At 58.1% G+C, this 25,969-nt stretch carries 18 protein-coding genes; 5 read left to right on the top strand and 13 right to left on the bottom strand.

From position 1 onward, the window contains the following. Positions 1 to 57 precede the first annotated feature (57 nt). The 3 genes from RBB49_RS05295 (at position 58) to RBB49_RS05305 (ending at position 3,648) form a co-directional block, all read left to right on the top strand. Positions 58 to 963: a LysR family transcriptional regulator gene (locus RBB49_RS05295; protein ID WP_306141648.1), complete on the top strand. Its 906-nt coding sequence runs from the start codon at positions 58 to 60 to the stop codon at positions 961 to 963. A gap of 371 nt (positions 964 to 1,334) precedes the next feature. After that, positions 1,335 to 2,366 carry a UDP-glucose 4-epimerase GalE gene (gene galE, locus RBB49_RS05300; RefSeq protein ID WP_306141650.1) on the top strand — a complete coding sequence of 344 codons (1,032 nt, stop codon included), beginning with the start codon at positions 1,335 to 1,337 and terminating at the stop codon, positions 2,364 to 2,366. Positions 2,367 to 2,532: 166 nt separating this feature from the next. Next, positions 2,533 to 3,648: a right-handed parallel beta-helix repeat-containing protein gene (locus RBB49_RS05305; RefSeq protein WP_306141652.1), complete on the top strand. Its 1,116-nt coding sequence runs from the start codon at positions 2,533 to 2,535 to the stop codon at positions 3,646 to 3,648. A gap of 130 nt (positions 3,649 to 3,778) precedes the next feature. Here RBB49_RS05305 and RBB49_RS05310 read toward each other — a convergent pair whose 3' ends face one another. From RBB49_RS05310 to RBB49_RS05370, 13 genes are all read right to left on the bottom strand, one after another. After that, positions 3,779 to 4,582, bottom strand: coding sequence for a glycoside hydrolase family 16 protein (locus tag RBB49_RS05310; RefSeq protein ID WP_306141653.1), 804 nt, complete (start codon positions 4,580 to 4,582; stop codon positions 3,779 to 3,781). Between the two features lie 17 nt (positions 4,583 to 4,599). Continuing rightward, positions 4,600 to 5,943 (bottom strand): polysaccharide pyruvyl transferase family protein, encoded by a 1,344-nt coding sequence (locus RBB49_RS05315; RefSeq protein ID WP_306141654.1) that lies wholly within the window; start codon positions 5,941 to 5,943, stop codon positions 4,600 to 4,602. 43 nt (positions 5,944 to 5,986) lie between these two features. Next, a complete protein-coding gene (locus tag RBB49_RS05320) occupies positions 5,987 to 8,785 on the bottom strand; it encodes a glycosyltransferase (RefSeq protein ID WP_306141655.1) in 2,799 nt (932 codons plus the stop codon). A gap of 4 nt (positions 8,786 to 8,789) precedes the next feature. Next, on the bottom strand, positions 8,790 to 10,319 hold the full coding sequence (locus tag RBB49_RS05325; RefSeq protein ID WP_306141656.1) for a DUF6212 domain-containing protein: 1,530 nt from the start codon (positions 10,317 to 10,319) through the stop codon (positions 8,790 to 8,792). 449 nt (positions 10,320 to 10,768) lie between these two features. Continuing rightward, positions 10,769 to 12,121 (bottom strand): glycosyltransferase family 4 protein, encoded by a 1,353-nt coding sequence (locus RBB49_RS05330; protein ID WP_306141657.1) that lies wholly within the window; start codon positions 12,119 to 12,121, stop codon positions 10,769 to 10,771. After that, complete coding sequence (locus RBB49_RS05335; protein ID WP_306141658.1) at positions 12,118 to 14,382, bottom strand: hypothetical protein; 2,265 nt, start codon at positions 14,380 to 14,382, stop codon at positions 12,118 to 12,120. Before RBB49_RS05335 ends, RBB49_RS05330 begins: the two co-directional genes overlap by 4 nt. A gap of 5 nt (positions 14,383 to 14,387) precedes the next feature. After that, on the bottom strand, positions 14,388 to 15,152 hold the full coding sequence (locus RBB49_RS05340; protein ID WP_306141659.1) for a hypothetical protein: 765 nt from the start codon (positions 15,150 to 15,152) through the stop codon (positions 14,388 to 14,390). 10 nt (positions 15,153 to 15,162) lie between these two features. After that, a complete protein-coding gene (locus tag RBB49_RS05345) occupies positions 15,163 to 16,419 on the bottom strand; it encodes a glycosyltransferase family 4 protein (protein WP_306141660.1) in 1,257 nt (418 codons plus the stop codon). Next, positions 16,416 to 17,267 carry a class I SAM-dependent methyltransferase gene (locus tag RBB49_RS05350; RefSeq protein WP_306141661.1) on the bottom strand — a complete coding sequence of 284 codons (852 nt, stop codon included), beginning with the start codon at positions 17,265 to 17,267 and terminating at the stop codon, positions 16,416 to 16,418. Before RBB49_RS05350 ends, RBB49_RS05345 begins: the two co-directional genes overlap by 4 nt. After that, positions 17,264 to 19,474 (bottom strand): glycosyltransferase family 2 protein, encoded by a 2,211-nt coding sequence (locus tag RBB49_RS05355; RefSeq protein WP_306141662.1) that lies wholly within the window; start codon positions 19,472 to 19,474, stop codon positions 17,264 to 17,266. Before RBB49_RS05355 ends, RBB49_RS05350 begins: the two co-directional genes overlap by 4 nt. Before the next feature lie 93 nt (positions 19,475 to 19,567). Beyond that, positions 19,568 to 20,170 carry a calcium-binding protein gene (locus RBB49_RS05360; RefSeq protein ID WP_306141663.1) on the bottom strand — a complete coding sequence of 201 codons (603 nt, stop codon included), beginning with the start codon at positions 20,168 to 20,170 and terminating at the stop codon, positions 19,568 to 19,570. 484 nt (positions 20,171 to 20,654) lie between these two features. Next, positions 20,655 to 22,040, bottom strand: a complete 1,386-nt coding sequence (locus RBB49_RS05365; RefSeq protein WP_306141664.1) for an HlyD family type I secretion periplasmic adaptor subunit — start codon at positions 22,038 to 22,040, stop codon at positions 20,655 to 20,657. Beyond that, positions 22,037 to 23,785 carry a type I secretion system permease/ATPase gene (locus RBB49_RS05370; protein WP_306141665.1) on the bottom strand — a complete coding sequence of 583 codons (1,749 nt, stop codon included), beginning with the start codon at positions 23,783 to 23,785 and terminating at the stop codon, positions 22,037 to 22,039. Before RBB49_RS05370 ends, RBB49_RS05365 begins: the two co-directional genes overlap by 4 nt. 387 nt (positions 23,786 to 24,172) lie before the next feature. On the opposite strand from RBB49_RS05370, the gene RBB49_RS05375 reads away from it, so the two are divergent. Then, on the top strand, positions 24,173 to 24,661 hold the full coding sequence (locus RBB49_RS05375; protein WP_306141666.1) for a MarR family winged helix-turn-helix transcriptional regulator: 489 nt from the start codon (positions 24,173 to 24,175) through the stop codon (positions 24,659 to 24,661). 15 nt (positions 24,662 to 24,676) lie between these two features. Next, the gene (locus RBB49_RS05380; RefSeq protein WP_306141667.1) at positions 24,677 to 25,936 is read left to right on the top strand and encodes a glycosyltransferase; all 1,260 of its coding nucleotides are present in this window, start codon (positions 24,677 to 24,679) and stop codon (positions 25,934 to 25,936) included. The last annotated feature ends 33 nt before the right edge of the window (positions 25,937 to 25,969 follow it).

The raw sequence follows: 25,969 nt of genomic DNA on the forward strand, positions 1-25,969 counted from the left end.
ACACTTCAAAACCCGCACGTAAAATGGGTTTTCAAGAAATATACATTAGGACTGCTTATGCAATTGCTCGATATTGCGCACTGGTCCCTCATCTGCGCGCTGAAGGACCAGGAGACACTCTCTGCGGCGGCAGCCTCATTGGGGATCACCCAGTCGGCGGCAACGCAAAGGCTGCGCGAAGCGGAGAGGCGCCTCGGTGTCGCGTTGGCACGCAAGAACGGACGCAGCCTGGAATTGACAGACGCGGGTCAGACAGTTGCAAAGGCGGGACAATCATCGCTGCCACTGCTGCGGCAGGCAGAGAGCGATGCGATCTGGCAAGGCAAGCGTAACACGAGGCAACTGACCCTTGCCCTCGGCCATTTCGACCACCCGGGGTTGTCGATGCGCCTGATCCGTGCCTGTCAGGCGGCCTTGCCGGGGATCTCGGTGCAACTGGCAAAGGTGGCGAACGAGCAAATGATTTCGGCCATTGCCGGAGGCCGTGCCGATCTTGCGTTTCTGCCCGGCGCGCCGGCCAACCCTGACATCCCGCGCCGGTTCGCCGCTAGGGACAGGCTGGTCGCCGTTTTTCCGAAACGCAGCGGCCCACGCGCCGGTGAAACGATGGCACCCCAGCATTTTGCTGGAAAGACCTTTCTGACTTACGGCTTGAGGCCGGAACCCGGCTGGGAATACGATCTGTTTTTCGAACGCGGCAAATCCTTCCCCGGCAAGGCGGTCAAGATTGAATCGACCGAACTGATCTGCCAGATGGTTTCCCAGGGCATGGGGGCGTCCATTCTGCCCAGTGCGTGCGTCGCAGCCTCCGCTCATGCGTCAGAGATTGACGTTGCCGAGTTCGGATCGGACCAGATCCGGTTCGACTGGTTTATCATTCACACGCGCACGGCCCCCCAAGAGGCAATCGACGTCATTGGGAATGCACTCATCCCCTTGCCGGAAGTGCCGCTTGAAGGGTGAAGGCACCGACACACAACGACGGCAAGGCAATGGCAGTTCGAAAACCAGTGACCGCTTGTTTTCCATATGTTCAACCTCTGACCACGAGCAGTGTCGGGTACCAGTGCTGCCGCACTTTCAGCGGAATGAGCTTGAGCGCATTTTCTGAACCGGGCAGCAGTCAGGCTCATTGGCTTTTGCGCCCATGAGAACAAAGTGAAAGGCACTTCATGAACTACCGAAATCAAAACTGCAGCATTATGCGGCAAAATTAAGTATAAAATTGAGGCATTTAAATATTTATGCGTCATATTTTAGACAAAGGGGCGATTTTATAAAACTTTCACCGGTTCTACGGTATACAACTGATTCAGTGACATTACGGGGGTCATATGACAGTACTCATCACCGGCGGCGCCGGCTATATCGGTTCACACTGCGGTGTCGCGTTCCTCGAGGCCGGTTACGATATTGTCGTAATTGATAATTTATCCAATTCGAGCGATGTCAGCCTGCAACGGATCGAGGCGATCACCGGCCAGAAGGTCCCCTGTGAGATTGCCGATATTCGCGATCAGAGTAAACTCGAAGAAATACTTGTGAAACACAAGTGTAGCGCCGTTGTTCACTTTGCCGGGCTCAAAGCCGTCGGAGAGTCGACCAAGATGCCGCTCGCGTATTACGAGAACAATGTGGTCGGCACGCACAGGCTGCTTTCGGCGATGGCGAATACCGGCGTGAAACAGATGATATTCTCTTCATCGGCAACGGTTTACGGGGAGCCACAATTTCTGCCCCTGACAGAAGATCACCCGACAAGTGCCGTGAACCCGTATGGCCGCACCAAACTCATGATTGAGGAAATGCTGGGCGATGTTGCCGCCAGCGATCCGGCCTGGCGGTTCGGGATCCTCCGCTATTTCAATCCAGTCGGTGCGCATCTCAGCGGCCAGATCGGCGAAAACCCGCTTGGTGTTCCGAACAATCTCATGCCGTTCATAACCCAGGTCGCAGACGGCCGCCGCGAGCAACTGTCCGTTTTCGGCAACGATTACGACACGCGCGACGGAACCGGCATACGCGACTACATACACGTCACCGATCTCGTCGAAGGACATTTGCGTGCGCACGAGGTACTGGCCAGCGGCTCCGCACCGTCGAACTGTTTCGCGGTGAACCTTGGAACCGGCAACGGCTACAGCGTTCTTGAGATGGTGCGCGCATTCGAACGCGCGTCGAACAAGGAAATCCGGTATGCATTCGCGCCCCGCCGCGATGGCGACGTCGCGGAGTGTTATGCAAATACCGAGCTTGCCGAAAAAGTGCTGGACTGGAAAGCGGACCGCGATCTTGACGCCATGTGCCGCGACACGTGGAACTGGGTTTGCAAGAACCCGCGCGGATACGAGACATCAGCGGACTGATACAAATCGCATTGCAGGCCGACACCCGTTCTGGCCAAAGTGCCATATGACGTGCCATGCTGCAGCCGGCTGCTCCCGGACTGACGTTTTGGCAGACGTCTTTTCCTGTCCGGCGCACGCGCGGCCCGGACGCGATCCGGCACCCGGATGCAAGAACGAGGCATTTGTGCGACAGATTTTGATGATTGCGCTGACGCTGTTCATTTCCGGCTTCAGCAACGTATTTGCAACCGAATACCAGGTTCCGGCAACACCGGGAAGTTTCCAGACGCTTCTTGATTCTGGCAGCCTGAAAGGCGGCGACCGGCTGATATTGGCACCCGGCAATCACGGCAAGATCATCATGAGCGGGCTTGTGTTTGAAAATCCGGTGACGATTACCGCCGGCGGTGATGGTGCGGCGAATCTGGATCAATTGGTGATCGAATCCAGTTCCGGCATCCAAATCCGAAAGCTCTCCATCATTCCGAAAACACTGGTTCCCCTGGGCGAATTCCTGGTGAGCGTGCAAGACGGGACAGGCATCCACCTGTCCCGCCTGATCGTCGCGTCTGCGGTCAACTCTGATGCCTGGTCAGCGCCGCAATGGCGCAGAAATGCCCGTAATGGCATCTTCCTGTCCGGGCAGGATATCTCCTTGACCGATAGCTACGTCTTCAATGTACGCCACGCTGTTTCCGCCTTCGCAGACGGAGCCAGGATTGAAAGAAACACCATCGAGACTTTTGGTGGAGACGGCATTCGCGGCATCGGCGACAATTCCAGGTACATAGAGAACACCATCGATACCTGCGTCGCCATTGACGACAACCACGACGACGGTTTCCAGTCCTGGTCATTGGATAGTCAGGGACGTCCGGGAAAAGGCATTGTTCGCAACGTGCGTGTCGAACGGAACAGAATTGTCAACGGCGACCATCGCCTCACCTGCCAATTGCAGGGCATCGGACTGTTCGACGGCGTTTATGAGGACTGGGTCATAAAGGGCAATACGATCAATGTCGATCACTGGCACGGCATCACGGTAATGGGTGCGCGAAACGTCAACGTTTCAGACAATTTCGTGACGGATTTCCGGCCGGGAAAGCCGGGAGCCCCGTCGATCACCGTAATGGCGCATAAAGACGGCAGACCTGCCGAAAACAGCTCTGTTGAACGCAACATAACGCAACCCTGGCTCGGCAGTGAAGGTTCACCTTTCAACCGGGATCATCCAGGCGTCGCGCTGTCCGGAAATCGTGTTCTGAGTAACTCGCACGGTGGCAACGGCACGGCGAATTGATTGTTCATTCGCCCTGGCTCAAAGCGGTGAACGTCATGCCGCTGCGCAACACATTTTGGAGTGCGTCTACACCTTACCCCCGAGCCGCTGGGTTTTTTCCGATCAATTTGGATCATTTGGCCGGAATATTCTAGGCACTGAAGTCCCGGTAGACGCGCACGTTTTCGATCGTCGTTGCCGCGCCTTCGACATCGCCATCGTGCTTGCCCGCAAACGGAGCCACTGCATTGCTGAAAAGCAGCATCGCCGGCGTATGGGCGAACCTGTTTTCAACATCGAAGACATCGACGTCATCGACAAAGAAACGGAACTCGTTTTCCGTCCAGAGCATCGCATAGCGATGGAAGGACCGGTCCAGTTGTGCATCGGTCCGGTAGGTGGCCGCGAGAACGATCTTTTCCGGCTTCCAGCGCCTGGCCGAAACCTGAACGATATTGGGATACTTGACCTCGGCTATGTCCAGCTCGAACTGCGTGTCGCCTTGCTGTGATCTGTCTGACACCATCCAGAATGCATTGTTGACCCCCGGTTCGCTTGCGATGCGCATTTCACATTCGAAATAGCCATAGGTCTGGCGGAAGGAGCGGGTCCGTATGTATCCGCCTGTGAACGGTCGTTTCGGATCGTTCTGATGACCCAGCTCCAGATCGAGCTCGCCATCTTCGACCAGCGCGTTGCGCGGATAGCGCATGGTCAGATGCTTGTGGCCGCCGCGTTTCAGCGATTCCCAGGTGGATTGAAACGCGACCGGATCGTCGAACTCATCCTCGAACGTCAGTTGCCAGTTGCCCTCGGTGCGCGCCAGCGGCGCAGGCAACCGGCCGTTGGAGAACGCGGCCGCCCGGCGTGGCATTGCCGGGACGGACAGCGCCGCTACGCCCCCTGCCACCGCTTTCAGAAAGCGGCGGCGTTCCGGTAAATGAAGTTCCCGCACGTGGGCCATCCTTGGCGTCAGCTTGCCAGTTTCGCCTTGGGTTCCGGGGTCCGAACCTCGCGCAGTGCGAGTTCCAGCTTCCAGGCCCTGTCGCGCAAGGTCTGGATTTCTCCCGTCATGTAGCCGACTTCGTCCTGGAACCACTCCGTAACTTCGCCCAGGTTCTGATCCGTTTGCACCAGATTGGGTTTTTCGAGCGCCTTTTTCGGCGGAGCCGCAACCGGTTTCACCAGCACGTGGTTCAGGCCATTCTCGGTCAGGAAGCGATGATACTCGGCATAGTTCAGCCGGTAGACATGCTGCACTTTTGAGAAATCCGCCTTCTCGAAGATGTTCTCCAGATTGATCGGCATATAGTCCTCGACCTCAACCGAGGGGATGGCAAACAAGGTCGAGAGTTCGCGGATGCGGGAATCATAGGTGAAGAACACCGCCGGGATGCCCTGGTGAAGTCCGATCACGTTGCCATGCAGCCGGAAGCCGACCAGAACGTCGACATTCTTCTTTGCATCTTCAGCCCATGCATCGACGTCGAAAAAGGCCTGCATGCGATCGCTGACGAGCGTCTCCACATCCGTGTCGCCCTGAAGGCTGTACTTTTCCAGAATGGAGCGGATGTGCTTCTGCTTGGCTTCGCCCTGCTCGAAGATGGCAAGCGTTTCCTCGCGCTCGCCCTGGGAGTAGAGACGGTTTTCGGACCGCTTGGCAACCGCCTGGATCAGGGCACGCTGCATCCGGTTCGTCTTGGTCGCATTCGATGCATAATCCGCCGAAAGGTACCTGTTAAGCGTCAGTCCGACGCGCGCATTGGCCGGGTCGATCGGTTTGATTTCGATGGACGGACGCAGGTTCCGGTAGAAACTCGGACAGCCGATGATCCTGATGTTCTTGATGCCGATGTCATTGAACACCTCTGCGCTGTAAACACCGCGCACGCCGATTGTTTCGCACTTGTCAGCGATGATCTTCCAGGCCTCGACACTGCCTTTCGGCAGCTGGAGCTTCTTGTATTTCGCCGCCTGGGCACCGACGCCGATCGGCACGATCGGACCTTTCAGTTTCTTCAGCAACGGGACGACATTGCCGATGTCGACGGTTTCGGTGAGGTAGTTAGAGCCCCGGATAACGGTCGCGTCGTACTCCTCTTTCGGCCAGAGTTTCTCGTCGCCCGCGTGGGCAAACTGAAGGTTCTTGATCTGGTCGTAGGCAAGCGCCTTGAGCATGGCATCATAGACAAGAACATCGCCCGTGTTGATGCCGCCGCGCGCAAACGCGGACAGCGGATCATCAATTTTCAGAAATGCCGATTTGTTACCTGGCTTGACGGCGGCGCCGCCATTTAAAACGAAGAGCTTTTTCATGCGATCTGCACCTTCCAGTGTTCGGGCCAAATGCGCCCTTCAGTTATTGCGCGGAGGATTGACGGATTGGGTCCTGCCAGACGGCATTGTCACCGTCTTTCCGGACCTCCGGTGTTTCTTTTGAATTCTCGGACTGCGGCAAGGCGACCTTGGTTCGTCGTATGCTTTGGAAACGCTCAGGGAACCAGGTGTGCAGCTGCCGCAGAAATGGCTGCAGGCTCTTGTCCCAGTTCCGCTCGGATGCCCGCTGCGCGGCACGCGCCGAAAGCCCGGTCAAAACTTGCGGCGACTTGGCAATCGCTTCGAGTGCAAGTGTCAGGTCATGCGTCACGACGCCATCGTCGGTCGACCGCAACAGGATCCCGTCCTTCTTGTGATCGATAAGTTCCGACACGGCCCCCACATTGGTGGCGATTGGAACACAGCCGAGACGCTGTGCCTCGATGATGGTCAGCGGCGCGCCTTCCCAGCGGGACGGGAGAACGAAGACGTCCGCCCAGGCAAGCAGCTTGCTGAGAAGGCGGCTGTCGTAAACGGGCGGCTCGATGCGGATGCCGACATCTGCAAACCGTTGCTTCCAGGAACCGCCGGCACCACTGTCCATGACGTCGGAGCCGACAATCCGCCAGTCGATGGCAATGCCGCGTCTTTTGAGCGTGCGTGCGGCTGCAAAGATGCGCTCAATGCCTTTCTGCCGGTCGAGACGCCCCAGAAAAAGCGCCTTGAGCGGGCCTTCGTGAGGCTGACTTCTTGCCGCCGTCAACCGCGCCACCTGCTCGCTCGAAAGCGGATAGCCGGCGGCATTGGGTATATGCAGCAGTTTTGCACTCGGCACGCCCATGCCGTGCAGCCACTCGGCCATGTCGCGCGAACAGGTCAGGACGCTGTCGTAGATATGCTCGTAGGCAAGCGCCAGATAGGGATGGCCCGCCGCACGTCCCATCTCCGATGAATCGAGCACATGCACATAATTGACGATCTTGACGCCGCGCCGCCTCAATTCGCCGAAGACGGCATTGGCGGGTGCCAGCTGATTGTTGACGACGACATCCAGGCCGGACAGGAAACCGATGATTTCCCGGGCCTTGGCATTCTCGTCATGCCCCATCAGGATGTCATGCCCGGAGAACATGTTCGGACCGCCCCACAGCGGGTAGTCGTCGGCCAGAAAGTTGATGCTGTCAAAGAGCCCGTCATTGTCCGGGATCCGGTGGTAGACCGGATCTCCGAACACGAACAGATGTACTTCGCACCCGGCCTTTTTCAGGACATGCGCGGCCGCATAGGCAACTTTCTCAACGCCGCCGAAAGTGGCGATCGGCAGCAACAGGCCGACGCGCACCGGCCCGTCCTCGTTGGCCAGTCTCGGCATCAGGGGAGCAGCGCCGAGTGAGTGCCGCAACAACTCGTGATACCTGCTCCTGTCCGGGAAATAGGCAGATCTCCAGATCCACCGCTCGTTCGGGCCGTTCCTGTACCCGGAATCGCGCAGCGCTCCGAGTGTTGCCAGGAGAGAGTTCGTGGCCGACAGGGCCGTGCCCTGAATATCTTCCGCGGAGAACGGACCCCTGACGACGATCTCGGCGATCTTTGGCGACGGCTGGGTTTTTCTGAGCGTGCGCACCCAATCGTCCGACTTGTCCTCCACGCACTGCTGAACAATACCCAGCGAACACATCCAGCCGAGAGGCCGTTTCGTCAGGTCCCTGCCCTCCCCGAGGGTTGCGACCTCGACCCCGAGCCTGTCCTTGTCACTTTCGAACCGGATGGCGACAAAGTTGTGCGACTGCGACAGGCGTTCGCCGAGCCACAGGACGTTGTGCAACAGACCGAAACTGTTGAGGGCATCGCGGTGCGCGGGAGACATCCAGAGCCAGAAGGGCGGAACGCCGAATGTTTCGGGTTCCGTGCGTGCGGCCCAGAACATCTTGACGAATTCCTCAAAGCCCCGTCTTTCGTGGGCAACCACCGGATCCGTGAACAGATCGACAAGAAAAGAATCGGTTCCGAAGGCAACAAAACGGGGTGTTTCCTCATGCTCCCAGCGCAAGAGCGTATCGGCGGAAAACAGCTTTTTGTGTTTGGTTCTGATGTATCCGAGAATGCTTTCCCGCGTCCTGTTGGAATCGCGCAGCATGCTTTCGGCCCGCTGACGGTACTCAAAACCGAAGAACGGATGGTTGGCGCCCTTGAAGCCAAGCGAAATCGCCTGGAGCCAGAACTCCCAGTCTTCGAAGCCCGACTTCATGGTTTCGTCGAAGCGCACACCGGCGTCGAGAAGGTTCTTTGAGACCAGGCTGCCGGCTTCGCAGATATTGTCGAACACGACATGCAGCAGGCGGGAATACTGGGCGGTATAATTGCCGTTCCACTCGATCCCGAACTTGTCGATATTCGGATAGATCCAGTCGATGCCCTTGTTTGCCCGCATATAGTCCAGAAGAACCCGCATCGCAGTCGGGGTGATGCGATTGTCTGCATCCAGAAAGTAGACTGCCTCCAGATCACTGAAGGTGCGAAGGGCAAAATCGATGCCGTAGTTGCGCGCCGAACTCAGACCGCCATTCGGCTTCCTCAGATAGTAGACATTGTCATTTGCAAGCGCGTAGGCCTGCCCGACCTGGGACGTTTCTGGATAGGGACAGCCGTCATCGACGATTACCACCGCGATGTTGAACGGTGCTTCCTGGCAGAGTGCCGAATCCACCGCTTCCGTCAGAAGAACGGAATGCTTGTAGACCGGAATGAGAATGGCGATGGTTGCCGAAGGCTTGTCGGAGCCACCGAACTGTGCGTAACGCACATTCGGATGATCCTGTTCTTTTACCGTTTGACGCAGCATCCGATCATCCGCTCACGACTGCGCGGAAATTGGTGAATTTCGCCCATGCGAAATCGTTGCTGCCCTGCTCGCTCATCCGTGTCGCGAAATACACATTCTGCCAGGCACCGACCTGTTCGCTGGCAAAGGCGCTCAAATGCGCGCTTTCACCGAAGGAAACGGTGTTCCAGCCGGAATAGGCCTCGCCGACCGTTTGCTCTCTTTCTTCCCGGAAGAGGGCACGCGCAGCGTCGAGACTGCCCGCAACGGCGATCGCAAAATCGATGTCGGCAGCCCGGCTGTTGTCGATGAAGGCCTTGGCCGACATGCGGATGATCTGCGGTGGACACGCCGCAGGAAGTTCGCCGATCGTCATGCCCTCGGCGGGCGGATGACAGCCGATCGCCCGTTCCGCGGGCAGCGGCATGATCGCTTCGAAATCGAATTCGACTTCATCGGAATTCGCAAGGCTGGCATGTTCCAGAATACCCGGCGCAATCGGCATGTCCCGGAACCCTTCTCCCTGCGACACTTGCTGGGACTGGGCGGGGATGTAGTTGGCCGACGCCGGCATGGAAACGCCCGGGATGCCACCCCAGACCTGCAGCGCCAGGCTGTTCTTCAGGACCGGCATGCCATTGGAGGCATCCCGCACCTGGAACATTTCGATCGGTTGCAGGCTTCCGAGTGACAGGCGCGGCGTGTCTTCATCCGCTTCCTCGATCTGAAGCCGGAACTCCAGCGTGCGATTCAGCCCGGCCGTTGACTTGGACAGACCGAAGATGTTCCATCCGCTGGCCAGGTCACCGCTGGAAATCTGCCAGCTGTCGACGATGCGCAGGTCTTCCAGCGTGACCAGTTGCGCACGAAGCTTGAGGTCCTGGCGCATGCCAAGCTGGTCCACGTGGACCGAAACACCGCTGACCCCCGAACTCGGTACGGGCAGGATCTGGCTGATGCCGTCCTGCGACGCGCTTGCAAGCACGTTGGCATTGAGCGGATTCTCGGCCGGTTCGTTACTGAACACGAGATCGAGCGGTTGCAGGCCGTTCCTGTTCAGGAAGGATTCGATCGCGGCGAACCTGTTCTGCAGGTCGTCATTCATGCTCCGGAGAGTCCTGAGCTCCCTGTTGGAGAGCACCAGCCGTCTGGCGGCCGATTTCACGTGTTCCGCGACCAGAGCCAGGATCGACGAAATCGCCTCGTTTTCCTGCCCACGGCTCCAGCCGACGACGGATGGAAGCTGAACGACGCCGTGTCTTTGAAGCCATTTGAAAAGAGTGTCGACATCAGCCGAAGTGCCCGGTTCCGCAAGAACGGCAAACGCCATTGTAGGCGCTTCGACGACCTGAAAAACGGCTCCACTCTGGTCTGAAAACAGGACCTGTCCGTCTGCAACACCCTCGAACCAGACAGTTTGCACTGCACCCAAAAGAGCGCTTGGCAACTCTTGCCGCCCGACGCCAACGACCATAAGGGTCAGATCCTTGAGGAGCCTTTCCTCGATTGCCGGTTTCTCAACTGGAAATGCCTCTTGCGTGGCCACGACTGTCATAAGAGCCCCCAAATTTCACACGCTACGGGCATTTTTTTGCAAAAAAGCCCACACTCGAACATCAAGTACACTAACAGAAATTTGCGTCAGTTTGTGACAATAATGCGGCGCAGCATAGTAAAATTATTGATTTTTTATGTATTTAATTAGATTTAAGAAATTTCTATCGAATTTACAACATAAATAACCTGAGTATTATTTGAAATATAATTTTAATTTCAAAATAAAATCACGAAATTCGCGGTAAATTGCAACCATAAACTCAACGACAGGTGTGAATTTGCAACTGCTCGACTACTCGCCCTCGTATCAGGTTGAATTTTGTGCAATGCAAAAAATCAACCTGCACAAAGCAGGAAAACACACGGCTCCGAACTGAACCCGCAATGAGGCTGAAGGCGATCGCTTGACCGGCTTCGGATAAAGATCCGTTCAATCGGCGGTGCATCCTATGCGCTTTGCTGCAGGGTGCCCGGCATCACGCGCGTTCCTGCATGGCGGGCGGCAATGAGGGACCGGTAGAAGGTCAGATGATCCCCGGCGCAATCCCGGTACGAATTCGGTTCCATGATTCCGGCGCGAAGTGAATTCCACAGCTCCTTGTTCTGCAGGGCCTCGCTCATCTTGTCCGCAAGGTCTTCCGGACTGCCTGCAAGGAAATGCAATCCGTCGACACCGTCCTTCACCTTCTCGGCCATCCCGCCAATGCCGCTGCAGATCAGAGGCCGCCCGTGATGAAACGCTTCCTGAATGATGACGGGTGAATTCTCCCACCAGACCGAAGGCAGAAGAACCCAGTCCGCCTGGCGTATGAGCGACGGCATGTCCCTGTTCTGGTAAGCGCCGGCAAACCGGACACGGTCACCGGTCTTTTCGATCAGGCCGGCAATCTTTTCGCGGAACGCCTCCGGCTGCCTTTCCAGGTTGCCGCCGAAAATCGTCAGAGTCGCATCGTCTTTCCAGATGCTGTCCGGTATCCGCTGAACCGCGTCCAGCAAGATATCGACCCCCTTGTAGGGTGTCATCTGACCGAAGAATGCGAAGCGGGAACGTCTGTCGGTGTCGTCTGTGAGGCGTCGGGGCTCGGCTCTTTCCGGAACGTTCAGACCGTTTTCGATCACCGAAATCCTGTCCCCCGGGAGCCCCCATTGTTCATACCGTTCCGCAAGAAACCTGCTTGGGGTTACAAAACCGTCGGCGAGACTGAACATCGACTGGATAAACTGTTTCCGTCGCAGGAATTCTCCGGGCGAAACATCGGGAAAGCAGCCATGGCAGGCAATCGGAGACGACGACCGGCACAAGGCGTGCGTTCCCGTCTTCACCATCTGGCCATGATGATGGCAGATCGCCAGGAATTCGTGCAACGTGACGATGATGGTTGCATTCGGTAGCGCGCTCCGCACCACATGAAGGGCTTCCAGACCGAGACCGATGAAATGATGGAAATGAACTACATCCGGGTTCAGGGAACGAACGAAACGGCGCAGATCGCTCTGAAGATCGCCGGTGTTGCGGTTCGAGACCAGGAAGTGATCGTACTCGTCCGCATGGTAAAGCAGTTCGTCTTCCGCGTCCGCGACACCCATCAGCGCTGACCGACCATGCCTGGGATAGTCATCGCCGACCCTTGCCAGAAAGAATGACTGCGATCCCGCCGCGGATTTCAGACCGAGATGAAGATTGTAGGAAGCTACCTCCGCACCGCCGAGCGACAGCTCCGGATGGCCATGGGAAATCACAAGAACCCGCAGGGTGTCATCGGCATCCGCATCTTGCGTCGCCGGAGGTGTGCCGGTCATTGCAAACCCTCCTTCAATGCACCAAGCCGCCCGCTCCACAAATGGGCGAACTGTTCCCGGTCGTGCTGACCGACAAGTTTGTGCCAGAGGCGTTCGCTTCCCTGCCCGTCCTCCGGATGAACCATCTCCACCTCCGGCACCCAGAAGGATTTCACACCGGCGATCCTCAGCTTCAAGGTAGCGTCCAGCCCCTTCTCGTCGGTCCCGAGGTAATTGCGCGCAAAACCTCCGGACGCGAGAAATGCGGTTTTTGACACCACGCAGCAGTCGAACGTTGCCGCGACGACTTCGCTGGCCTCGGCTCCCATGAGCGTCCGCCGCGGATACCCGACATAGTGCTGTTTCAGAACACATGCCTCGCCGTCCCGATCGATCCAGGTTCCGGCCCAGCGGATCGTATCGTCTTCGTAAAGCACGGTTGGTGTCACCAGGCAGCCCTCTTCATGCTTCCGGTACTCCGCCACCAGCGTGTCCAGCCATCCGGGAACGAGAGGCACCACGCCTGAACCGAGACACACGACGGTGTCCGATGGCGCCGCATGCATTCCGGCCTGGATCGCATCCAGCGCGTCTTCAACCTTGCCTGCTCGTACGATCCTGAGCGCCAGACCGTAGAACGACCCAAGACGTGCAATCTCCTGAAACTGTTCATCGATCGCTGTCGCGGCTGCGCAGATGACAATCGGGGTTCCCTTCAGAAACGGATCAAGCGCAAGCACAGGAAGAAGTGTTCTCAGCTTGTCAATCGACCCGTCGGACCCGATCACGATCGACGTGGAGGGCGTTTCCGGCATCGGACCCATGTCCGTGACCTCCTCCACCGTCGGTTCGCAGAGCGAAACCGCTCCAAGCAGGGGAAGAAACTGCCGCTCGATAATGTCGGTCGCCGAAGCAATCGTCGGATCAAGCCCGGCGACAAGACGGCGGAGTGCGCTTCGCAGTGACGTGCGCCCGAGGGCAATGGGCGCATAGGCAGACCGGCCGTCCCTGAGAACGACCTCGAGATAGGGTTTGTCGTCCAACTGGCCGCCAATGTCTGGAACAAAGGCCAGAAAACCGTGCCGGTCACGGCCTGTTGTCTCGCCCAGAAAGGGCGACAGGTCTTCAAAGGTGGCCGTCACGTCCGGTCTGTTCTGCGTGGTCCACGTTCTGTCCAGCCTCGACGAGCGCTCACCGGCACGCAGATAAACGGCCTCGGCATGATCTTCCGGGTTCAGCAGCCAGCCGGAAATCAGAACGCTACCGCAATTGGTCGCCGCGCAAAAATCGACACCGATCCGCACGGGGACATCCAGTTCGCTCACCGTTTCCCGCCCACCGAACCGCTGAGAGGCTCTTTCGAGCTTTTCGCGGGCGCCGCCGGATGCATTCAGACGCGGCAAAAGTGCTCTCAGGTGACCCGGCAGTGCCCGAGCCGGGGAGACCGTGCCTCTTTCGTGAACGTCGACCTTTGTCCATCCGCTGCGACCGCGAAAAAACAGGCTCCGGATCGCCGGGGCGCGGACGCCATCCACCTTGTCCAGAATGCCGGCAAATCCGGGGGCCTTGCCGCCGGTATCCTTACGCTCGAATAGACAACTGGCCAGATCGGCGACACGCAGCGCCCCATCGAAGACAAACACCCGGTTGCGGCCGAGAGGCGGTTCCTTCGACCAGCCCTGAATGTAAAAATCGCCTTCGTCGAATTGTCCGAGCATTTCGACATACCCGTCCCTGCGCGCAACATGCATGACAAGTTTTGCCGCGACGGTCTGGTTCTTCACTTCCGAATTTGCGGCGATCAGCGCGTCGATCAGCGTTTCGACAACACTTGCCTCCTTTTGCGACACGGCCTCGCTGACCAGGCCGACAAAAATGTCGAACGCGACCGGTCCGTACTTGATCGCATAAGGGTGAGAGTGCCCCTTGCTGCGGATCGATACCCGGTCAAGCTTCGGCACGGCAACGGCATCGAGAGACAGGATCGCGACGAACGGCGCTTGCGCGCCGTCCCTGTTGGTTTTCGCAGACAGCGACACAATTGTGCAGGGAACCGTGGTTTTCGGATCTTCGTTGAGCACGGCCTGGAGGTTGCGCGCGAATTTCTCGCCGACACCGGCCAGAAGGATCGTGTCGCGGTCCACTGCCGTGCACAGAACGCTGCGGCCATCGGCCGGCAGGGCGGCATCGGGCCAGTCGCCCGGCTCACCCGTCAGCTTCCTGTGCTCGACAGACGTATCTGAGAGCCTCTTTGCGCCTTCAAGCGTGACAACCGGCTCCATCGCGATCAGCTCCACAAACCGCCGGCGGCCGCAAAGACCATGCCGCCGACAAACCCGAGAAGGATAGCAAGCAGCAGCATGTGAATCTTGAGGCCGTTCCGGCTGCGGTCGCCAAGAGCCGTCAACCGGTCGTCGAATCCTTTCAGAGTGCTGTCGAAGCGCAGGAGAAACACCTCAAGTTCCTTGACGCGTTGCGCGAGATCGCCCTGCCCGCTTTTCAGGATCGCCAGCGCTTCGCCAAGCTCGCCTTCCGTCGATGCAAGCGTATCGATCCGGCTGGTCGTCTGTTTCAGAAGCTCCGTTGCATCCCGCTGTCCGAGCGCGCTCTGCCCCTGGATGGCAATGACCCTGTCCAGCTTCTTCATGACGATCGAGAGCGGAAGCGCAATGGCCGCTTCTGCGGCGCGTTCTTCGGCGCTCGGGCGCGGTAGCTGGATCTGCACCCCGTCCCGCGGGGATTCAGCGATCACGGACAATCCCTCGGGCGCCGATGCAGCCGCCTGGGGCAATTGCAGATCGAAGGCGTAGGCACCATCGCCGATCCCGTTGCGCTGCAGATCGATGCGCTTGGTATCCGCCAGCTTGCTCATCACGCGATCGCCGTCGTGAAGAACGTGGATCGTCATGCGGTCCTCCGGATTGGCGGCATCCCATGCCCAACCCAGAAGCCGCCCGTCTTCAAACGCATCGACGCGGCCCTGGATCTTCGGAACCTCGCCCTTGTCCTCGTCCGCGGTTTCGGCTTTTTGTTCCAGTTTCGCTGCGGTCATGGTGCTCTCGTCAGGCTGCGGGGTCGTCTGCGAACCGGCTCTGGTCTTCAAACAGCTGGAGGTACTGTTCAGCGACCCTGGAAACGGTAGGCGGCTGTTGTGTGTTCTCCGCCAGTTCGCGGTACTTTTGCGGATCCCCGGCGGCTTTCTCCATCACCGCCGCCAGTCCGGACGGATCGTTCCGGCGCACATGCAGTCCGTCCACGCCGTTTCGAACAGCCTCCGCCATTCCCCCGGCCCCGGTCGTGATCACCGGTCTTTTGTGCTGCTGCGCTTCGGCGATCACCAGCGGTGCGTTTTCCCACCAGAGCGAAGGCACGATCACCCAATCGACCGGCGCAATGAGTTCTGCAACGTCATGCGGCTTGTAGGGACCGAGGCGCACAACATGCGGCGCGGTGTCTTCAAAGAGCGTTTCGATCCGCTCGACGAAGTCTGTACTTTGAAAGGGAGAGCCGCCATGCACGCGCAGTTCAAACTCGACATCGCGCTCGATCAGCAGTTTCGCGGCCTGAAGCAGGACTTCGATCCCTTTCCATGGCGTCATGTTGCCGAAAAATCCGAAGACACGTTTCGGATCTTCATCCCCGGCCCTGCTTTCGGCCGGGGCAGTCTCCGGACGGCCGTTCCGGATGACCGATATCTTGTCGGCCGGCAATCCCCAGCGGATGTAGACATCCCGCAGGAACGCACTTGGTGACACAAACTGGTCGACAGCCTGAAGATGCGTCTTGATGAAGCGCTCGCGCAACCGCATATCGTTCGGCTTTGCCGCTTCGATGCAGCGGCAAAGGCCGCCGGGCCCAAGCGCTGCACAAGGTTCATCCGGGCTTTGCATGAGCACGCCGTCATTCGCACAGATCGCGTAATAGTCGTGCAGTGTCATGACGATGCGAACGTCAGGCAGGACACGGCGGATGAGCACCGGCAATTCAACGCCAAACAGGATCAGATGGTGGATATGAATAACGTCGGGCCGGAAACTCTCCAGCAGCGCCGTCATGTCGGGTACGAACGCCCTGAGGTCGATCTGGCTCATGTTGAAGCGGTCGAAGTGCCCCGCCCACATCAGGAGTTCGTCGCCGCTGTCGCTGATCGCCTGAAAGCTGGTGCCCGGGTGCGGCTCGCGATGCAACTGATTGGTCGCCCCGACAAAGAGCGATTGATGTCCCGCCTCCCGGTAGGCCCTGGAAAGTTCGAGCGCAACCGTCTCCGTACCGCCAGGATGAAGGTCGGGGTGATTGTGCGCGAAAACCAGAACCCTCATGCGCCCTGCCTCCGCGTGGACTTAACCGCGACGAAGAAGTCCTGATAATGCTGGCTTCCGGTCTGCCCGCGCCAGTGACCGAGCTTCTTCAACGCGATGTCGAAGCCTGCTGTCTGCAGGGTGGTATCCAGAAACCCGTCATCAAAAGCGACGGCGGCAAGCGGGGCATTTGCGTCCGCGTGCCAGGACGGTCCTTCCGGCGTGCGATGAAACCTGATCCTGGGTGTCAATTCAGCCGCGCCACGCTGGCTTTCCGGCTCCATGACGAAGGCAGACAGAAACAATCTGCCGCCCGGCTCAAGCAGCCGAGAGATTTCGCGAAAATAAGGTTCGATTTCTTCGGCCGGCAAATGGGTGACGACAGAGGTCATGATCGCGAAATCGAACGAATTGTTCTCGAACGGAAGCAACAGGCTCTTGCCGCGGATCCGGCCGTTGGGATTGTAAAGATCATTCGCGATATCCAGATGCATGAAGCGGAAGTTGGGATAAACGGCGCCGACATGCTGCGCACTCCACTGGATACCGGCTGGTGCCGGATCAAGGCCCGTATACATTCCCTTTTCAGGATCAAGATACTGGGTCAACGGCACGGCCATTCGGCCAATTCCGCATCCGATATCGAGAACACGCTCATGCTCCTGCAATCCACCGAGCTCGATGAAATGTCCCAGGAATTCGGTTCCTATCGCCAGATAGTCACCGTCGCCGACAAAATTCTCCTCCTGCGGCGGAACGGGCAGAAAGCGGTTCCGTTCGATCGTCTTTTGAAGAAGCGCCAGGCTGCCGCCGCTGAGCGGCGCCGATTTCAAGCGGATATGATCCGCAATGACAACAGGTGAATTCATCCGGTCAGCACCCCGTCCCGTGCCCCGATTGACGACATTACATCCATGATCTCTTGTTCCCATCTGAGTTGCTGAAGCCATCGATTGTATTGAGACGCAACTCCCCGCGTGTAATCGCCGTTTTTCTTTATTGAAATTCGCTCGAAGTGATAAAGTTCGACATCACCCAAGTAATAGATCTTCTTGTTGCTGGCCCGCAGCTTGAGACAGAGATCGCTGTCTTCGTAGTCTCCGATCATGAAATCGGTCGTGTACCCACCGGCCTGCTCGAAATCCGACCGTGACATGACCAGACACGCACCTGTGACGCCCGGAACTTCCCGCGACAGGCTGGCCTGGGCGTAGTTTCGCGGAAAGCCCTTGAAGTAGTGGTGGTTGAACCAGCGCTTCTTCTCGTCGTGGATGAACTTAAGGCCAGCATGCTGGATCGCGTTGTCCGCATAAAGCAGCTTCGCGCCGACCGCACCGACCTGTTCATCCATCATCAGGCAGGCACAGAGCTGTTCGAGCCAGCCGCTCTCGGTCGGAACGACATCGGAATTTATCATGGCGAGATACCGGCCCTGCGCACGCTCTGCACCGGCATTGCAGGCAAGCGCGTAGCCGCCATTCTGCTCCATCACGACGAGCCGGAGCGGCAGACCGTAAAGGAGGTGAAAGCCGATCATCAGGTCTTCGACATGCGTCGCCTGTTCCGGGGAATCGAGCACGAAGATGATTTCCGCGTTTTCAGCCAGCCATCTGTCGGCGGCGAACGCGGCCAGCTGCGGCTTGATGAAGTCATAGACCTTGTAAAGGGGAATCACGATGGAAACGGTCGGCGCATTGAGCTGTGCGCCGATCGTGATTTCGCTTGGGCACCCGATCTGGTTCCTGAAACGCTCCTGCAATTCGGCGAACGGCTGTGCGAGACAATTTGCGATCACGTCATCGGTCGCATGTCTCGGCGGCACGATGCCAAGCGCGCTCGCCCTGCTGTCCACCGCATCTCCCGGCTGGGGCGGGGGAACCAGGGGTGCCCGTTCGCCGGATGCCAGTCTGAGCTCGAACCGCGGCTGAATATGGTGCTTCAACTTCGCACCCGCCGGTGCAAAGGCGACAAACTTCCGGATCGCATATCCACCCTGGGATTCCGGCAGCACGCCGTCAAATGTATGCAAGTTCAAGGATTGCGGCTCAACGCCGGGAACCAGGAGATCGAGACCGGCGTAGGATCTGCCCGGATCGCGCATCCAGCCGCCGGCAAGCACACCGCTTTCCACCGTCAGAGCCGTTTCAACGGCACAAAAGGCCGCCGTTTCTCCGAGTGCGCCATGCCGTCTGGCAGGCATCGGTTCCGCCAGCTGCAGGTCGCGCACCGCCGCCCGTGTTTCCGGGGTCTTTCCGCCAAACCTGGTGATGAGATGATCGCGCAACTCCGGCAGCTTGCGGGTGTTGGCCGCCCACCATGAGCTGAGCGAACGCGGTTCGCCGCCTGCTTCCATGCGCCTTATCGCCAGCCCCCAGGGCCCGGACAGCACAAGGAAACTTTTCGTTGGCGCTTTCGTGCTCGATACCGTGCCGACGAAAAGCCGGTTCTTGCCGCTGTTGTAAGGCGCGTTGAATGGCTCAGGGTCAAGCCTCCTGATACCGTCGTCACCGATCAGCACCGCGGAAGAGACTTCGGCGCATTCGCTGTTCAGAAGGGTTTCGATAATTCTGGTATCCCCGACACACGCAACACAGTCCGCAACCGGCGGCGTATCGTTCACGGAATGAAGCAGCTTTTTCGCAAATCCCAGAAAGCTTCTGGAACGCGACAGCCGGAACATTCCGGACCACGTGTTCAGGATCGTTGTGACGAGTACCGCACACGCATTCTGGGAAAGCCCGCTGGTCAGTGCGAACGGGTCCGCGGCATTTGCACCCTTTTCGGGGTCGAATGTCAGGTCGGCCCCCGAACCGACCGCGCCGGCAGTCAGCTTGAGTTTCAAAGGCGACGGTTCCTTGACACCGAGCGCCCAGACAATCCTGGAACGTCCGTCAAGCAATGCCAGACGGACACTTGCAAGGGATGAGAACGTCTTGCCTGACGCCTCCTCGAGCTGCGGCGGCGCGTTGACCGCATGGGCGGGATCCCAGGCGACCAGATATACTTCAGGCGTCAACTGCAGAAACTGCGGGGCATCAAAAGACGATTCCGCGTATGTGCCGAGAGTTTCGAGCATCTTTTAACTTCAATACGCAACGCTACGCCGATCCGGCCGGCGGATGACGACAGCCCCGGGCGCCCGGCGAACCGGACACCCGGGGCAGTCACGTTATGAAACGACGATGAAGCCTTCCGGATTGTCCTTCAGGTCATCTGCATCGATGTTGTTGAGCGTCACGGTATCGCCGTTGCCCAGATCGATGACGGTATTGTTGCCGACCTGCGTCGCGCGATCCGCGACATCCGCCGCAGACCCAATACCGGTGTTGTTGATGTTTGCAGAAATCTGAACGAGATCGCCAACCTGGAAGTCCATGATGATGTCGTTGCCACCGCCACCGGAGAAAACAAACACATCGTGGTTTCCACCACCGAACATCAGATCGTTGCCGGCACCACCGTCAATGATATCGGTTCCTTCGCCGCCGAGGATGATGTCGCCACCATCGCCGCCTTCGATATAGTCGGATCCCGAACCACCGAAAATGGTGTCCGCGTCAGCGCCGCCAAGAATGACGTCGTTGCCGCCTTCGCCGAAAATCTTGTCGGCACCATCACCGCCGGCGATCAGATCGCCGCCTTTGCCACCGAACAGAAAGTCGTCGCCTTCATTGCCCACGACAACATCCGCTTCGCCCAGCCCGAAAATGAAATCCTGGGCACTTGTACCCTGTAGGAAATCCTGGAAAGCACTGCCTTCAATTGTGGCCATAGCTTACTCCTGAAGTTTACCTCACTTAAACAACGCCCCGGAAACCGCGGCACCCCGCACCGCACAAACCCCGTTTTCTTGCGGTGCGAAGTTACAATACACATTTATAACTGTGTGCAAAGGGATGAATAGTGAAAAAAGTAAGGCAATATTTAGAATACAGAGTATTTTATATGATATTACGCGAAGGATACACCAATTTTACCAGACTAATTCAGATGAATTACATCGATTTTCGAATTTGTTTTTCGCTTTTCGCGGCACAAGTTACGATCTGAAACTATTTTTTTGTTTTTTTTCAATTACTTAAATCAGAAAAAATAAATTTTCGAACTAAACCCGCATACACGCGAGGGTTAGTAGAACTAAAGAAAAAAGTCTGAAAGCCACTACTCATGCTGCAAATCTATGCTGCAACGCACAAATGAACGGCAGCTCAACAATGAGCTGCCGGTGTCAATAAAATTTACAGGGATTGCAGGTGTCAGTCTTCGCGGAAAGCGCGGTTCCAGCTGTCGGAAATCGGTTCGACGAGATATTCGATCGCCTTGCGCGCCCGGCGCACAATCAGCACTTCCGCAGGCATCCCCGGATAAAGCGCAACGACCGGATTGTTGGCCAGCTCCGTCTGATCGACCTCCGCACGAACCACGTAGAACGCTTCCTGCGTCTGCTGATCGACGCTCTGGTCGGCGGCCACGAACGAAACCGCTCCTTCCAGGGGGCGAACGTTCCGCCTGTCGTATGCCGTAAGCCTGATTCGGGCCTGCGAACCGACGCGCACATGATCGATGTCCTTCAGGTTCATGCGCACCTCAACGAGCATCTTTTCGTCCTGCGGGACGATATCCATGATCGCCTTGCTGGGCTCGACAACGCTGCCCGGCGTGCGCATTTCGATATCGTAGACGATCCCGCTTTGAGGCGCGTAGACGACCAGCCGGTCGAGAATGTCCTTTGACGATATGATCTGCTCAGTCGTGGTGTTGAGTTCCAGCTGCGCCGTCAGGATCTCGCTGGCGATTTCGCTCTGCAATTCCTGTTCCGCTTGCAAAAGCGCGACTTCCGCGCCTTGCCGCGCTTTCTCCAACTTCGCCTTGTCCGCCGCAAATTGGCCGCCGTCACCGATCAGTTCGCTGAGTTCGAGTTGCTCGTCGCTCAGGATCGCTTTGGAGGTAAACCCCTTTTTCTCAAGCAAGGTAAGGGCTTCGACCCTTTCCTTGAGCAGGGCCTGCCGGTTGGTGTTCGCCTCGATTTGAGCTTCGGTGGCCTCGATCTGGGCCTCGAACTGCTCGATCTCCTTCTGCTGAAACGCGACCTTGCCTTCATAGACCTTGCGCCGTTTTTCAAAAAAGCGCTGCTCCGCCGCCATCACGTCCGCAACGGCGATGGCATCACTTTTTGTCAATTCCGGCGGCATCTCGATCTGGTCCTTCAGATCCCTTTCCGCCCGCAGCCGCGCGAGTGTCGCCATCAGGCTGATCCTTTTGGCCCGCAACTGGGCAAGCTCTGCGCGTGCGCGCGTGTCGTCCAGTTCCACCAGAGGCTGGCCCTGCTTGACGAAATCACCTTCCTGAACGAGAAGCCTGCGCAATATGCCGCCTTCAAGATGCGTGATCGTCTTCCGCTGGCTGTCGACGACGACCTTGCCGGTTGCCACCGCCGCACTGTCGAGGTCCGCCGTGAAGCCCCACAAGAGGAAGCCGCCGAAACCGATCACGACCGCAATCGACGAGGCGATCAGCGGACCACGAAGGCTTGAAGGCTTTTCGGCTTCGAGATTGTCGGCGGGCTGCCAGAAGGGTTTCTTTTCGCTGTCAAGCGCCTGCTGGGCCGGCTTGGCAACCTGGTTGTCCGGGTCTGTACTCATGCGACCTCTCCATTCGGCGGAAGGGCAGGCGTCGGTTTCGGGGCAGGCAGCCGTCGTGAGATATTGCTCACAACCTCCGTTCTGTCACCGAACTGGCTGATCCTGCCATCCTCGAGAACGAGGATCTTGTCCGCGGCTTCCATGATGGCCGGGCGGTGCGCAATCACGACGACGATCGCGCCATTTTCCTTGGCGCTCGAAATTGCCCGCAAAAGCGCCACCTCGCCTTCGGTATCGAGATTCGCGTTGGGTTCATCCAGTACGAGAAGCCGGGGCTGGCCGAACAGGGCTCTCGCCAAAGCGACCCGCTGCTTCTGGCCACCTGACAAGGTGAATTTGTTGTCGCCGACTGGCGTGTCGTAGCCAAGTGGCATTCGGCCGATCATTTCATGAACGCCCGCGGACCGCGCCGCATCAATCACCATTTGCGGGTCCGCATCATACATGCGCGAAATGTTCTCGCGCACGGTTCCGTCCAGAAGGGACACGGATTGCGGCAGATAGCCGATCATCGCACCAAACGACGCCCGTTCCCAAAGATACACATTGTGCCCGTCGAGAAACACGCCGCCGGTCGTTGGCTGCAAGGCCCCGACCAGAAGGCGGGCCAGGGTTGACTTGCCGGCCGCGGACGGTCCGACCACACCGAGGACATCACCGGGTTCAAGCGTGAACGAGATGCCCTTGATCACCGGGACAGGAGTGTTCGGTGCGACGAAGACCAGTTTGTCGACCTTGAGCGGACCCTGACTGGGCGGCGTTGCGATCGTCTGACGGATGGACGCATGATTCTCAAGTATGTCGCGAACCCGGCCCCAGGCGGTAAACGCAAAGACCCACTGCCGCCAATGCTCGGTCATGTTGTCGAAGGGCATCAAGAGACGCCCGGTGATGATACTGGCCGCAATCATGGTGCCAGCCGTGACCTCACCCTTGATGACCAGATCGGCGCCAAGTGCCAGCACGCCGATCTGCATCCCCATGCGCAGGCTGCGGGTCAGCGCGTGGATCGCCTTGCCGCGTCTGCTGCCATAGGCCATCAGTTCGCTCGCATGCAGTTGCTTCTTCTGCCAGCGGCGCGCGAGCGCCGGCATCAGGCCCATCGCCTCGATTGTCTCTGCATGACGAAGGGTGGAACCCATTTTCGAAACGTTTTCGACATTGGCCGAGTTGGCTTCTTTCAGCAGTGACCGTGTCGCCATGTCGGAAATGAGATTGAGACCAATCAGCACGAAAGCCGAAATGATGGCCAGAAGGCCGTAAAGCGGATGCAGGATGAACAGCACCGCCAGGAACATGGGCACCCAGAGCGCTTCGAGCGGGGCGCTGATCGCATTGCTTGTTATGAAACTCCTGAGATCACTCAGGTCGCGCAGCACCTCTGAGGCAAGACTTCCCCCCTTTTCCAATGAAGATTTCACGCCCGCTTCGATCGCAGTGTGGTTCAGGCGTCGGACCAATTCGGTTCCCATGACCTGAAAAATCTGGCTTCGGATAAACTCCAGAACCCCGTAGAGCGCCAGCGCGCCGGCTGCAATAATGACGAGCATTCCAAGCGTGTCGAGGCTCTGGCTGTTCAGAACCCGGTCGTGAACCTGCAGCATGAACAGCGGCGCGGTAAGCTGCAGGAGGGTGATGAAGCCGCTCAAAACAGCTGCTGCGAATAATCCAGTTGCAAAGGTTTTCCGAGCTTCCCGAACCAGCAAGGACGGGTCGTTTGCCGATGGTTTCACCTGCTCAACCATTCACCATTCTCCAAACATTCAACCCAAAGACGAGTTCGCACGTGCGAAAAAATTCAGTATTTGCCTAGAAATCGACACATCTTTTCCCTATAAACGATGAAAGGTTGTAGACTAACTTGAGAGAAATTTGGGATTTAATTGTGGCACGCAATTGATTCTCATGCAAAAGATAAAATTATAAATAAAAATAACAAACCACCGCGAAGACAAGGAGCAACTTGGAAATGGAATTATTTCGAATTTAGTTCGAAATTTGGTGGGAGTTAGGGGCGTATGCACAAAATATTCACTGATGCACCACAACAGATAAATGGCCGGATAAACATCCCCAAACCAAAGGTGGAAGAGAATACATACACAGTAGCGGAGTCGGACATGAGGGCCGAAATGAACCCGTACTCTCACGCAAACCACTTCGAACTAGTTCGCGTAATCGAGAGAATGTACCGGCGTTACCTGGATCGGCTTCGTGTCGATCTGATCCGCATCGGGGCGGATGACATATCGCCGTCTCACGCGATGCTTCTCTTCACCATCGGCGACGACGATCTGTCGGTTCGCGACTTGATGGACAGGGGGCACTACCTTGGGTCCAATGCCTCCTACAGCCTGAAGCAGCTGGTTCAGTCGGGTTACGTCGACCGCACCGCGTCCGCAAGGGACAGGCGTTCGGCCAGGATCAGGTTGACGGACAAAGGCAAGTCGCTCTGCCAGGCCATAAAGTCGGCAGACGAAGTGAACCAGGCGCAGATCGTGCGCAACGAACGCGACAGGATGGCTCTGGAGGAAACCTTTGCGCTGCTGCGGAAGTTGGAAGTCATCTGGGCGACCGATCTGCAACAGCGCAATGGCCGCATGGGCGTGAACGGGTTCTGACCAGAGGCGCCGTCAATGCATGTTGTTTTTGTGCACCGGCATGGCCCCGGGCAATTCGTTCACATTGCCCGGCGCCTCATCCTTGACGGATGGACGGTCACGCTGGTCTGCGAAAGCGCAGACAGGCCCGTTCCCGGGCTGCGCGTGCTGCGGTATGGCAACGGGGGCGCGGCAGGTCCTGATACACGGGCCGGAAAAGCTTCAACCATTCCCTATATCGAGGCGGGGCGGCGTGTTGCCGATATCCTGAGCCGTCTTGCGCAGCACGGCAGAGCCCCGGATCTCGTCGTCGGACATATCGCCTGGGGAGGCATGATGTTCGTGAAGGACGCGCTTCCCGAGACACCCGTTATCGGGTTCTGTGAATACTATTTCCAGCCCCGGGGCGGGGATGCCGGGTTTGCACCGTCCGACGAGATCAGCCTGGAACGGAAACAGACGATGCGGCTGCGCAACGCTGTTCAGCTGGCAACACTGGACCAGATGGACCACGGCATCAGTCCGACACTCTGGCAAAAAAGCAGATATCCCGCCGCGTACCGGAACAAGATCGTTGCCCAGCATGAAGGCATTGACACTTCCCGCGCCCGGCCCGATCCGCTCGCCTCGTTCCGTCTGCCTGACGGCACGCTCCTGAGTGCAGGCGATCCGGTCGTCACGTTCGCGGCGCGCGACCTTGAACCCTATCGCGGCTTCCCCCAATTCATGCGCGCCGCAGCCATGGCCGGAAAACGCAATCCCGAGGCGCGCTTCGTTATCGCGGGAGGAGACGGCGTCAGCTACGGAAGCGGACCGCAGGGTGACGAAAACTGGCGCAAGAAGTTGCTCGACGAAACCGGGCTCTCACCTGGCAAGGTCCACTTTCTGGGCCAAATTCCCCACCGCGATCTCGTGCGACTGTTTCAGGTATCGGCGGCCCATGTCTACCTGACTTACCCCTTCGTGCTTTCCTGGTCGTTTCTGGAAGCCATGTCGTGCGGCGCACCGGTCATTGCATCCGCAACGCCGCCCGTACGCGAAGTGGTCAACGACGGCATCAATGGACGGCTGGTGGACTTTTTCGATATCGAAGGGTTCGCCGACCGGATCGGGGAGGCTCTGACATCTCCCGACACCTTCCGCCCGTTGCGCGCGGAAGCAAGGCGTACAATTGTCGCACGCTACGATCTCAATGACTGCTGTACCAGGCTACACCGCTTCCTGAGCGAGGTAAGGTCCAGCTACGACAGGACGCGAACAGCCAGTGAAGACCCGGCGATCCCGCTCAATGCCTGACGCGGGCTGAAGCCACGCGGGCAAAGGCCCCGT

The organism is Roseibium sp. MMSF_3412 (assembly GCF_030733265.1).
Lineage (GTDB): Bacteria > Pseudomonadota > Alphaproteobacteria > Rhizobiales > Stappiaceae > Roseibium.